Raw genomic sequence first — 12,221 nt, 5'->3', positions numbered from 1 at the left:
TCGGCTCTTCCCGCCCCGCTGGAACAGGCACTTCGCGAAAGATGCCAACGCATCAATCGCGATCGGGTTTCAGCCAGCTTTTTGCACGCGGCGATAATGATGCAGCAACGGCTCGGTATAGCCGTTGGGTTGATCGACGCCCGAGACGACCAGTGCCCGCGCAGCCTGATAGGCCAGGCTCTGCGTCTCGCGCCCGGCCATCGCGCGATAGGCGGGATCGCCGTCATTCTGTGCGTCGACCTTGGCGGCCATGCGGCGCAGCGCCGCGTCGACCTCCTCCGGGGTCGCGATGCCGTGCAGCAGCCAGTTGGCCAGATGCTGCGAGCTGATCCGCAACGTCGCGCGATCCTCCATCAACCCGATATCGTTGATGTCGGGCACCTTTGAACAGCCCACGCCCTGGTCGATCCAGCGCACGACATAACCCAATATGCCCTGCGCATTGTTGTCGAGTTCGCGTGTGACCTCTTCGGCGCTCCAGTTGCGCCCGTCGACCGCGACCGGCACGGTCAGCAGCGCGTCGAGCGCCGGCACCGCCTCCGCGGCAATCTCGCGCTGGCGGGCGAACACGTCGACCTGGTGATAGTGCATCGCGTGCAGCGTGGCGGCGGTCGGCGACGGCACCCAGGCGGTATTCGCCCCGCTCATCGGATGGCCGATCTTCTGCTCGATCATGTCGGCCATGCGGTCGGGTGCGGCCCACATGCCCTTGCCGATCTGCGCGCGGCCCGACAGGCCGTGCTTCAGCCCGATGCGGACATTGCGGTCTTCATAGGCCTTGATCCACGCGGTCGTTTTCATCTCGGCCTTGGGAATCATCGCGCCCGCACGCATCGCGGTGTGGATTTCGTCGCCGGTGCGGTCGAGGAAGCCGGTGTTGATGAAGACGATCCGCTCGCGCACGGCGTGGATGCACGCGGCAAGGTTGGCCGAGGTCCGCCGCTCCTCGTCCATCACGCCCACCTTGACCGTGTGACGCGTGAGGCCGAGCAGATCCTCGACCGCGTCGAACAGCCGGTTGGTGAAGGCCGCTTCCTCCGGCCCGTGCATCTTGGGCTTGACGATATAGACCGATCCGGCGCGGCTGTTGCGCGTGCGGCCCAGCCCCTTCAGGTCGTGCATCGCGATGGTCGAGGTGACGATCGCGTCCAGGATGCCCTCGGGCGCTTCCGACCCGTCGCTCAGGTGCAGCGCAGGCGTCGTCATCAGATGGCCGACATTGCGCACGAACAGCAGCGACCGGCCGGGCAGCGTGAAGCGCGTGCCATCCGGCGCGGCATAGTCGCGGTCCGGGTTGAGCGTGCGCGTCATGGTCCGCCCGCCCTTGTCGAATGTCTCGCTCAGGTCGCCGCGCATCAGGCCCAGCCAGTTGGCATAGGCGGCGGTCTTGTCCTCGGCATCGACGGCCGCGACCGAATCCTCCAGGTCGACGATGGTGGTCAGCGCCGATTCCAGGATCACGTCGGCAATGCCCGCCGGGTCGGTCGCGCCGACCGGATGCGCGCGGTCGATCACCACCTCGACATGCAGGCCGTGATTGCGGAACAGCAGATTGTCGCCGCGCGACCCGATGAACTGTTCGGGCTTGGCGAGCGGCAGGTCGCCGCCCGCCCATTCGGCCCAGCGCAGGTCGACCAGCGGCACCGCCTGGTCCAGAAACGCCTTGGCCGCCGCGATCACCTGTGCGCCGCGCGCGGCGTCATAGCCGCCCGGCGTCGGCGTGCCCGGCAGCGCATCGGTGCCGTAGAGCGCGTCATACAGGCTGCCCCAGCGCGCATTCGCCGCATTGAGGACGAAGCGCGCATTGAGCGACGGCACGACCAGCTGCGGTCCCGCCATCGTGGCGATCTCGGCATCGACATTGGCGGTGGTGATCGTGAAGCCGTCGGGCTCGGGCACCAGATAGCCAATATCGCGCAGGAATTGCTGATAGGCCGGCTGGCTCTGGATCGGACCGGGGTGATCGCCGTGCCAGCGGTCGAGCTCGGCCTGCAGCTCGTCCCGGCGCGCCAGCAGCGCGCGGTTTTCGGGAACGAAGCGGTCGAAGATTTCGCGCGCGCCCTGCCAGAATGCCTGCGGTGCGAGGTCGAGCGGCGGCAGCACTTCGGACTCAATGAAGCGCGCAAGCACGCCCGCGACCTTCAGGCCCGCACGGTCGACCGGCTGGGGGGTGGACATGGGCATGCGGCAATTCCTCCGTCGGTTCGCGAACAGCCCTGGGGAGGCAGAGGCGTCGTTAGCCGCGAAGGCGCCGCTCGATCAAGCCCGTTGCGCGGCCATCGCGTCCGCAGCCGCCTCGATCCGCGCCAGAAAAGCGCGCAGCGTCGCGCGCTCGTCCTTGGTGAAGTCCGCGAACAGCTCGGCCTCCAGCTCGATCGCCTGCGGCGCGACCTGTTCGTAAAGCGTGCGGCCCGCGGCGCTCAACGAGAGGGCATGCGCGCGATTGTCATGTTCATCGCGCGCACGGGTCAGCAGCCCGCGATCGACCAGCGCGATCGCGGCGCGGCTGACCGTCACCTTGTCCATCCGCGTGCGCGCGCCCAGCGCCTGCTGGCTCATTGCCCCGCCCTCGGCCAGCACCGCGATCAGCCGCCATTCGGCGATCTTCAGCCCGAACAAGGTCTGGTACGCGGTCGCGATTGCCGCCGACACCAGGTTGGACGCGATCGACAGGCGATAGGGCAGGAAATCGTCGAGGCTGAGGCTTGGCATCTGGGCTCCGATCGAATAATGGTATCAATTGATACTATAGGTTGCTGCTGAACCACTGTCCGCTGAAGTGAAGAATATCAACCGCTCATCCTGAGTAGCCGCTGAGCCTGTCGAAGCGGCGTATCGAAGGACCAGGGCCGGGCGAGCGTCCTTCGATACGGGCCTTCGCCTTCGCTCAGTCCCTACTCAGGATGAGCGGGTGCGAGAAGATTGTCAGCGGCGTGCTTGATTACGCGTCCCACCCGAACCCGATCGGAGAACATTGTGACCGACCAGATGACCGCGACCCGCCCCGCCGACCCCACCGCCCCGCGCGACAACCCGATGGGCCTGGACGGCTTCGAGTTTGTCGAGTTCACCGGGCCCGACCCCGACGCGCTCGCCGACCTGTTCGTCAAGCTGGGCTTCACCCATGTCGGCACGCATCGGTCGAAGCATGTCCGCCATTATGCGCAGGGCGACATCAACTTCATCCTCAACATGGAGCCCTCGGGTCAGGTCGCGGCGTTCCGCGAGCAGCACGGCCCCTCCGCCAATGCGATGGCGTTCCGGGTCAAGGACGCGGCGCAGGCGCTGAAGCTGGCGGTCGAGCGCGGCGCAACGCCGGTCGAGGGCCGCGTCGGCCCGGCCGAGCTCAACATCCCGGCGATCGAGGGCATTGGCGGGGCCAACCTCTATCTGGTCGACCGGCGCGGCGCGGCAACGATCTATGACATTGATTTCGAGCCGGTGGCGGGCGCGAGCCGCGACGATCATTCGGTCGGGCTGCATACGCTCGACCACCTGACCCATAATCTGCAGCGCGGCCGGATGGATTATTGGGCCGGCTATTATGAGCGGATCTTCAACTTCCGCGAGATCCGCTATTTCGACATCGAAGGAGCCGCGACCGGGCTGTTCAGCCGCGCGATGACCGCGCCGGACGACAAGATCCGCATTCCGCTCAACGAAAGCCAGGACGAGCATTCGCAGATCGAGGAGTTCATCCGCGACTATAAGGGCGAAGGCATCCAGCACATCGCGCTCGCCACAGACGATATCTTCAAGACCGTCGACACGCTGCGTGCCAACGGCATCCGTTTCCAGACGACTCCGGAAACCTATTTCGACCTGATCGACAAGCGCCTGCCCGGCCACGGCCATGACGTGGAGGAAATGCGCAAGCGCCACATCCTGATCGACGGCGCGCCGGAGACGGGCGGCGGCCTGCTGCTCCAGATCTTTACCGAGAACATGGTCGGCCCGATCTTTTTCGAGATCATCCAGCGCAAGGGCAATGACGGCTTCGGCGAAGGCAATTTCAAGGCGCTGTTCGAGAGCATCGAGCTCGACCAGATTCGCCGCGGCGTCATCCCGGCGAAGGCTGAGTAGAGCAAGACCTTCTCCCCTTGTGGGAGAAGGATACCGCAGCTTGCCGCGCGAGCGGATAGCGAAGGTTGGATGAGGGGTAAGCGCGGCCCGCAGCTTGGCGTTCCCCTCACCCAGCTACGACTAGGCCCGGACCAAGTCCGGGCCAAATCTTCGCAACCCTCTCCCACAAGGGGAGAGGGAACGATGAGGCGACCTATGACCGATTACATGACCGGCTTCGGCAATCATTTCGCGACGGAGGCGGTGCCCGGCGCGCTGCCGGTCGGGCGCAACTCGCCGCAGCGACCCGCCTTCGGCCTTTATGCGGAGCAGCTGTCCGGCACCGCGTTCACTGCGCCCCGCCATGAAAACCGGCGCTCGTGGCTCTACCGCCTGCGCCCGTCGGCGACGCATCCCCCCTTCCACCCCTATGGCGACGCGGACCTGTTCGCGCCCGATACCGGCGATGCCCCGCTCGCGCCCAACCGGCTGCGCTGGTCGCCGCTCGGCTATGACGCCGACACCGACTTCATCGACGGCATGGTGACGATGCTCGCCTCGAACCGCCCGGAGACCCAGTCGGGCGCGGCGGTCCACATCTATCGCGCCACCCGCGACATGGTGACGCGCGCCTTCGTCTCCGCCGATGGCGAGCTGATCGTCGTGCCACAGGAGGGGCGGATCGAATTGCTGACCGAACTCGGTCGAATCGCGCTCTCGCCCGGCCAGATCGCGTTGATCCCGCGCGGGGTGCGCTTCCGCGTCACGCTGCCCGACGGCCAGGCACGCGGCTATGTCGCCGAAAATCACGGCGTGCCGTTCCGTCTGCCCGACCTGGGGCCGATCGGGGCCAACGGCCTCGCCAACCCACGCGATTTCGAAACGCCGGTCGCGTGGTTCGAGGATGTCGAGGGCGATTTCGAGCTGGTGCAGAAGTTCATGGGCCGGCTGTGGACGACCAATCTCGGTCGCTCGCCGCTGGATGTCGTCGCCTGGCACGGCAATCTCGCGCCGTGCCGATACGACCTTGCGCGCTTCAACACGATCGGCACGGTCAGCTTCGACCATCCCGATCCGTCGATCTTCACCGTGCTCACCTCGCCCAGCGACGTGCCGGGCACCGCCAACGCCGATTTCGTCATCTTCCCGCCGCGCTGGATGGTGGCGGAGGACACGTTCCGCCCGCCCTGGTTCCACCGCAATGTGATGTCGGAGGCGATGGGGCTGATCCACGGCGCCTATGATGCCAAGGCTGACGGCTTCGTTCCCGGCGCGCTGTCGCTGCACAACCAGATGGCCGGGCACGGGCCCGACGTCGCCAGCTGGAAAGGCGCGAGCGAGGCGGAGCTGAAGCCGCACAAGATCGACGGTACCATGGCGTTCATGGTCGAAAGCCGCTGGCCGTTCCGCCCGACGCGGTTCGCGGCCGAAATCGCCCAGAGCGATTACGACGCGGCGTGGGCGGGCTTTCCCAAGGCGCATCTGCCCGAATAGGCCGGGACAGCGGAACCCTGGCTGCATCGGCCCGTTGTCGCGGTGTCCTGTAACCCGATGACGATTGGCCGAAATTTCATGTTCCACTGGCAGCACGAAGCACAGCAGCAGCTGGAAGCGATGATGTTCGCGCATGTTTCTGCAGCGGACTTTCCGTGCGTCGGTGCCAAGGCGGCAATGGCGCGCGGCACGCTGGAGGTGCTGGCATGCGACCGCATCGACAGCGCATGGGACGATGTGCGCATCCACGACGCCCTGCTGCGCTTCGCCGCCGCGTATCAGCGTGACCGCGCGATGTATCGCAGCTTCGCCGTCGTCTTCGACGGTCCGGGCGACCTGAGCGAAGCCGGGTTCGAGCGAGCATTGTGGCGACGGGTCCAATCGCTGTCGGACAAGGATGTCTGGCGCGGCCAGGAATATGATGCGAAGGTCAGCCCCGACCCGACCAACCCGCATTTCTCGCTGAGCTTCGGTGGCGAGGCGTTCTTCATCGTCGGCCTCCACCCTCATGCCAGCCGCCCCGCGCGCCGGTTTGATCGGCCGGCAATGGTCTTCAATCTGCACGACCAATTCGAACGCCTGCGCGCCGACGGCAAATATGAGGGGATGCGCGAAAAAATCCTGAGCCGTGACGAGGCGATCGCAGGCAGCCGCAACCCGATGCTTGCCCGCCACGGTGAGGTGAGCGAGGCGCGGCAATATAGCGGCCGGATGGTCGACACGGATTGGCAGGCACCCTTTGAATATAGCGGCCCCGCGCGCTAATGGACGCACCCGTCGTCGAGATCCCCGAACGCAGCGGCACCGCTTTTCACCTGCGGGCTGGCCAGACACTTGTCGTCATCGATCCGCGCGGATGCCAGGTCGCCGACCTGCTCGCGTTCAACGCCGCGGATTCCGATGAAGTCCTCTCGTCAGGCCGCACGCTCGACTATGCCGAGACGATCCGGCTGACCACCGGGCACCGCCTTTACTCCAACCGTTCGCGGGTGATGCTGGAGATCGTGCGCGATACCGTCGGCGTCCATGATTTCCTGCTGACGCCATGTTCGGTCGACACGTTCGACCATTTCTACCCCGACCTGCCCCGCCATCGCGGCTGTTTCGGCAACCTCGCCGCGGCACTCGAACCGCATGGTATCCAGCCAGATCAGATTCCGGTCGCCTTCAACTGCTTCATGAACGTGCCCGTCGCACCCGACGGCCGGCTAAGCGTCCTGCCGCCGGTCAGCCGCGCCGGCGATCATATTGCGCTGACCGCGCAGATGGACCTGCTGATCGGCCTGACCGCTTGCTCGGCCCCGGCGTCCAATGGCGGCAGCTTCAAGCCGATCCATTATCGCATCGAAGGCTGAGGCGCACGCAGCACCTCTGTCGCCCCTGCATTAGGACGGAGTTTACGTCGCCCCGCCAACCCATGGCCCGTTACCCCGGGCTTGACCCGGGGTCCCGCTCCCTCGTGCGCTGGATCAGGCAGCGGGCCCCCGGCGCAAGGCCGGGGTGACGTGGAAAGATTGCCGCTCAACAGCGCTTCGACAGGCTCGGCACGAACAGGTTAATTCGGAAACAGGTTTAATTCGGAAATCCAACTCACCCCATCAACCGCTGCACCGCCTTGCGCGTCGCCGGGCCATAGGGCGGCTTGAGGCCGGCCAGTTTGGCGACGTCGATCTTCGGCTGCTGATAGATGCTGCGCGCATGACTGAAGGTGCGGAAGCCCGGCAGCCCGTGATAGGCGCCCATGCCCGAGGGACCGATACCGCCAAACGGCAGTTCCTCGACGCTGACATGGAACACCACGTCCTCCAGCGTAACCCCGCCCGAGATCGTCCGGTCGAGCACATGGCGGCGCTCGGTCGCATCCTCGCCGAAATAATATAGGCCGAGCGGCCGGTCGCGGCGATTGACCTCGCCGATCGCGGAATCGATGCCGTCATAGGTCCGCACCGGCAATATCGGTCCGAAGATTTCCTCCTGCATCACCGTCATCTCGTCGGTCGCGTTACGGACGATGTGCAGTGGCATCTTGCGGCTGTTCGAGCTGGCGAAATCCTCGTTGGCGGGGTTGACCACCTCGACCGTCGCGCCCTTGGCGCGCGCGTCCTCAATCCAGCCGGTCAGGCGCTGGTGGTGGCGATCGTTGATGATCGACGTGTAATCGGGATTGTCGAGGATGGTCGGGTAGAAGCGCGTAGCCGCCCCCTTGATCGCGTCGACCATCTCCGCCTCGCGCGCCTGCGGGACCAGCAGGTAATCGGGCGCAAGGCAGATTTGCCCCGCATTCATCATCTTGCCCATCGTCACCCGTTCGGCGGTGCGCGTCGCATCCGCCGACTGGCCGACGATGACTGGCGACTTGCCGCCGAGCTCAAGCGTCACCGGAGTCAGATTGTCGGCGGCGGCGTGCAGGATGTGGCGGCCGATACCGGTCGCGCCGGTGAAGATCAGGTGATCGAAGGGCAGCTCGGCAAACGCCTTCCCCACGTCCGGCCCGCCGCTCACGAACACCAGCTCATCCGCCGCGAAGTATTTCGCCGCCAGCTCCTCGAACAAGGCAGCCGTCGCCGGCGTAAACTCGCTGGTCTTGACCATCGCGCGATTGCCCGCGGCGAACACCCCGGCGAGCGGCGACATCACCAGATTGACCGGGAAATTCCACGGCGAGATCACGCCGACCACGCCCTTGGGCTGATATTCGATCCACGCCTTTGCGCCCAGCAGCCCGAGCGGAAAGCGCACCGGCACCTTTTCGGGCCGCGCCCACGCCTCCAACTTGGCCAGGGCGTGTTTCAGCGGCGCGACCGACGCCGCGATGTCGGTGATCATCGACTGTTCGCGGCTGCGATGGCCGAAATCCTCCGACAGCGCATCACAGAAGCGCGCCGAATTGTCGGTCAGCATCGCGACCGATCGCTTCAGCCGGTCGCGTCGCGCGGCCATCGTCACGGGCAGCTCCGCATTGAATGCGGCACGCTGGTGCTCGAGCAGTTCGCGAATCTCCGTCATCCCGGCTCTCCAGATCAGTTTTGTTTCGCCACGTAATAACGCATTGCAAGGGCGCGGCAAGCTTCGGACATTGACCCAAACCCCCGGGATTGCGAGACGTTGCGCATAATCAAATGATCCGGGGAGTTTCGATGCGCCATCTGTTCCTGTCTGCCGCGTTGATCGCGCTCGCACCCGCCGCGCTCGCGCAGCAGGCACAAGTCACCACCCGCCAGCAGGGCAGCGCGACGCTTCAGAACGTGCCGGAAATCCCGGCCGACGTCCGTGAGGCGGTGCAGCGTTACCAGAACAGCCGGTCGGCGAGTTTCGAGGACTGGCTGCCCGACGGCTCCATGCTGATCACCACTCGCTTCGGCGCGACCCAGCAGCTGCACCGCGTCGCCGCGCCCGGTGCGGCGCGCACCCAGATCACCTATGGCAGCGAACCGGTCGCCGATGCGCGGGTCATCCCCGGCACCGACCGCTTCATCCTGACCCGCGACAATGGCGGCGACGAATGGTTCCAGCTCTATGCACGGGGCCTGGCCGGTACCGCCACCCGGCTGACCGAGGGCGGGACGACGCGGAACGGATCGCCGGTGTTCAGCCGCGACGGTCGCCTGCTCGTCTGGACCCGCGCGACCAAGGGGACCGCCGCCTATACCCTGCTCGCCACCGACCCGACGACCGGCGGCGCCGCGCGCACGCTCTATCAGGCCGACGGCGCGGTCCAGCCGGAGGATCTGTCGCCCGACAAGGGCCAGCTCATCTTCTCGCGCAACCTGTCCAACCGTGAAAGCCAGCTGTTCCTGCTCGACCTCGCCAGCGGCAAGGCGAGCCGAATCGCACCCAAGGCCGCGCCCGCGCGTTACGAGAATCCCCGCTTCCTGCCCGGCGGTACCCGCATCCTGACGATCAGCGACGGCGACAGCGACGTCCGCCGGCTGGTCGAGATCGACCTCAAGACCGGCGCCGCCCGCCCGGTCAGCCCGCCGCTCGACTGGGACATCGAAGCCTATGACCTGAGCGACGACGGCCGCATCCTCGCCTATTCGATCAACCAGGACGGCGTGTCGAAGGTCGTCGTGCAGGATTTCCGCACCCGCCGCGCGCTGCCCCAGCCCGACCTGCCGACCGGCGTGCTGACCGCGCTCGACTTCTCGCCCGATGGCGGCAAGCTGGCGATCGGGCTGAGCGGCACCGCGTCCGCGGGCGACGTGTGGAGCTGGGACGTGACCGGCGGCCAGCTCACCCGCTGGACCCAGTCCGAACTGGGCGAACTCGATCCCGCGAAGCTGGCCGAGCCGAGCCTGATCCGCTTCAAGTCGTTCGACGGGCTGTCGGTCCCCGCCTTCGTCTATCGCCCGACCGGCATTCCCGCCGACCAGCGCACCCCGGTCATCATCGACATCCATGGCGGGCCGGAGGCACAGACGCGTCCCAACTGGAACTATGGCGCGCAATATTTCGCCGACGTGCTCAAGGCGACGGTGATCCTCCCCAACGTCCGCGGCTCCGACGGCTATGGGAAACGCTACCTCAACCTCGACAATGCGGAGAAGCGCGAGGATTCGGTCAAGGACATCGGCGCGCTGCTCGACTGGATCGCCACTCAGCCCGGCCTCGATCCGAAGCGCGTCGCGGTCTATGGCCAATCCTATGGCGGCTACATGTCGCTGGCGGTGATGACGCATTATTCCGACCGGCTGGTCGGCGGTGTCGAACGCTATGGCATCAGCGACTGGGTGTCGTTCCTGACCAATACGGAGGCCTATCGCCGCGACAATCGCCGCGCCGAATATGGCGACGAGCGCGACCCGAAGATGCGCGAGGTCTTCGCCCGCATCTCGCCGCTCGGCAACGTCCAGAAGATCACCAAGCCGATGCTGGTAATGCAAGGCGCCAACGACCCCCGCGTGCCCCAATCCGAGTCCGACCAGGTCGTCGCCAAGCTGCGCGCCAACGGCGTCGACACCTGGTACGTCCTGTTCGCCGACGAAGGCCATGGGTTCCAGAAGAAGCCGAACAATGACCTGCGGCGTGAGGTGGAGACGGTGTTTTTGCAAAAGCTGTTCGCAACAGATAATTAACGACTTCGAGGACTACGCGAAATATGTCAAATGTCCGAAAGGTTTTTTGGTCGTGGCAGAGTGATCAAGCAGAGCGGGAGACTCGCCATTTAATTCGCGAGTCATTGGTGCAAGCATTAAACATGCTGACCGGGCGCACAACCCTCGATGAGCGCATTGAAATTGATCACGACACAAAAGGTATGCCGGGATCGCCGGATATTGTTTCATCGATACTCGAAAAGATTGACGGTGCAGATGTATTTGTTGCGGACATTACGCCGATTGCAATTTCCAAAGGTGGTAAGCATGTTGCTAATCCGAATGTTCTCATTGAGTTAGGTTACGCAAAAAAAGCGCTGGGTTTATCGAAAATCGTGACGGTGTGGAACATTGCTTTCACGAAAAGCCGTCCAGAAAATCTACCCTTTGACCTGAGAGGGCGACGCGGTCCATTAACGTACAGTCTTGATAAGGACGCGTCCCGCACTGAGCTTGCTAAGGCTCGCGCTTTGCTCGTTCAAGGATTAGCCGAGCGCGTTGGCGCCTGCCTTCGTAGCCCATCCGCTCCAACGCAGGCAAAGCCCCGCTGGCATGATTCCATCGACGAAGATAAGTCGATTTGGGTGAAGCCAGGCCAGAGTATTGCCATCAACGAGGCTTGGGGTTCTGGATACAAGACTGTCGCATATGGTGGACGTTGGTATGTTCGTGTAATACCAACCGCTTGGAGCGCGTCTTGGCTCGAGCCTATATCTCACGGCCCAGTAGTAGGTAGCTATGGGGGGTTTTCGGCAGGGCATACGGCAGAGGGTTTGATGACCTATGCTGGAAGCGTACGATCAAGTGCGCCCTTAGAGCTTGAAGCAGCGTCAATGTGGTTCGAGGATACTGGAGAGATCTGGTCTTTTCAAAATCGGGTCGGGGATGACTATAAAGGACGTCTTGTTTTTTTTGGTGACTACATTCCTCACCAATGGGCGAATTTGATTGGCGAAAGCCTTGCATTACTTTCGAATTGCGGTGCGGTAGGGCCATATCATATTCGCGTCGGCGTCACGGGACTCAGCGGCCTCCAGTGGGACACGAACAACTTTAGTATTGGCGAACCGCCAGTCGCCCTGCGTTCATCCTTCGAGTCGGACTTTGCCGTCTCTTCGAAGCATCCAGATGAATGGCGACAGCCTTTCGTTGACTGCTGGTCAAAGATGCGTCGGGTTTTCTCAATGCCTGCGCCAACGCCAGCGGAAGTAAGTGAAGCTTTGCGGAAAGCCGTGAAGCAATGACGACCGTGATCGGCTTCACCCCATCACCCACACCCCAAACCCCGCCACCGCGAGCAGCGTCCCCAGCGGCAGCCGCGTCGTCGCCGTCACGTCACGCCCGCGCAGGCGCATGACCAGCGCCACCGCCAGCCCGATCAGGCATGCGGCCAGCAAGACCATCGGCAACGCCCGCCACCCCAGCCACAGCCCGATCGCGCCGAACAGCTTGGGGTCGCCGCCGCCCAGGCCGACGCGGCCGCGCAGGCGCTGATAGACGGCGGCCACGCTCCACAGCAGCGCAAAGCCTGCCGCGCCGCCGATCAGGCGGTCGGTAAGCCGCGGATCA

At 64.7% G+C, this 12,221-nt stretch carries 10 protein-coding genes; 6 read left to right on the top strand and 4 right to left on the bottom strand.

Annotated features, from left to right (window positions below):
• Positions 1–69 precede the first annotated feature (69 nt).
• Both AX676_RS08755 and AX676_RS08750 read right to left on the bottom strand, forming a co-directional pair.
• Positions 70–2,178 (bottom strand): malate synthase G, encoded by a 2,109-nt coding sequence (locus AX676_RS08755; RefSeq protein WP_066480174.1) that lies wholly within the window; start codon positions 2,176–2,178, stop codon positions 70–72.
• Positions 2,179–2,259: 81 nt separating this feature from the next.
• On the bottom strand, positions 2,260–2,712 hold the full coding sequence (locus AX676_RS08750; protein ID WP_066479791.1) for a MarR family winged helix-turn-helix transcriptional regulator: 453 nt from the start codon (positions 2,710–2,712) through the stop codon (positions 2,260–2,262).
• Positions 2,713–3,036: 324 nt separating this feature from the next.
• Between AX676_RS08750 and hppD the strand changes: the two genes are divergently transcribed.
• The 4 genes from hppD to AX676_RS08730 all read left to right on the top strand — a co-directional run bounded on the left by hppD (position 3,037) and on the right by AX676_RS08730 (position 6,911).
• Positions 3,037–4,083 carry a 4-hydroxyphenylpyruvate dioxygenase gene (gene hppD, locus AX676_RS08745; protein WP_197417197.1) on the top strand — a complete coding sequence of 349 codons (1,047 nt, stop codon included), beginning with the start codon at positions 3,037–3,039 and terminating at the stop codon, positions 4,081–4,083.
• A 195-nt stretch (positions 4,084–4,278) separates the two neighbouring features.
• Entirely contained in the window at positions 4,279–5,556 is a 1,278-nt protein-coding gene (gene hmgA, locus AX676_RS08740; RefSeq protein ID WP_066479793.1) for a homogentisate 1,2-dioxygenase, read from the top strand.
• Between the two features lie 57 nt (positions 5,557–5,613).
• On the top strand, positions 5,614–6,321 hold the full coding sequence (gntA, locus tag AX676_RS08735) for a guanitoxin biosynthesis heme-dependent pre-guanitoxin N-hydroxylase GntA (protein ID WP_066479800.1): 708 nt from the start codon (positions 5,614–5,616) through the stop codon (positions 6,319–6,321).
• Complete coding sequence (locus AX676_RS08730) at positions 6,321–6,911, top strand: DUF1989 domain-containing protein (RefSeq protein ID WP_066479801.1); 591 nt, start codon at positions 6,321–6,323, stop codon at positions 6,909–6,911. The genes gntA and AX676_RS08730 overlap by 1 nt, the downstream gene beginning before the upstream one ends.
• 235 nt (positions 6,912–7,146) lie before the next feature.
• Here the strand turns inward: AX676_RS08730 and AX676_RS08725 are convergent, their stop codons facing one another.
• Positions 7,147–8,562, bottom strand: coding sequence for a coniferyl aldehyde dehydrogenase (locus AX676_RS08725; RefSeq protein WP_066479807.1), 1,416 nt, complete (start codon positions 8,560–8,562; stop codon positions 7,147–7,149).
• 131 nt (positions 8,563–8,693) lie between these two features.
• Between AX676_RS08725 and AX676_RS08720 the strand changes: the two genes are divergently transcribed.
• Positions 8,694–10,631 carry a S9 family peptidase gene (locus AX676_RS08720; protein ID WP_156437730.1) on the top strand — a complete coding sequence of 646 codons (1,938 nt, stop codon included), beginning with the start codon at positions 8,694–8,696 and terminating at the stop codon, positions 10,629–10,631.
• A gap of 23 nt (positions 10,632–10,654) precedes the next feature.
• Positions 10,655–11,896 (top strand): hypothetical protein, encoded by a 1,242-nt coding sequence (locus tag AX676_RS17770; protein WP_156437731.1) that lies wholly within the window; start codon positions 10,655–10,657, stop codon positions 11,894–11,896.
• Positions 11,897–11,911: 15 nt separating this feature from the next.
• Here the strand turns inward: AX676_RS17770 and AX676_RS08715 are convergent.
• The coding region (locus AX676_RS08715) for a prepilin peptidase (RefSeq protein ID WP_197417796.1) at positions 11,912–12,221 on the bottom strand (310 nt) is incomplete at its 5' end.

The sequence above is a fragment of the Sphingomonas sp. CCH21-G11 genome (assembly GCF_001555965.1).
Taxonomy (GTDB): Bacteria; Pseudomonadota; Alphaproteobacteria; order Sphingomonadales; family Sphingomonadaceae; genus Sphingomonas.
The sequence above is the reverse complement of the archived record's forward strand: the minus strand, read 5'-3'. Positions and strand labels throughout refer to the sequence as shown.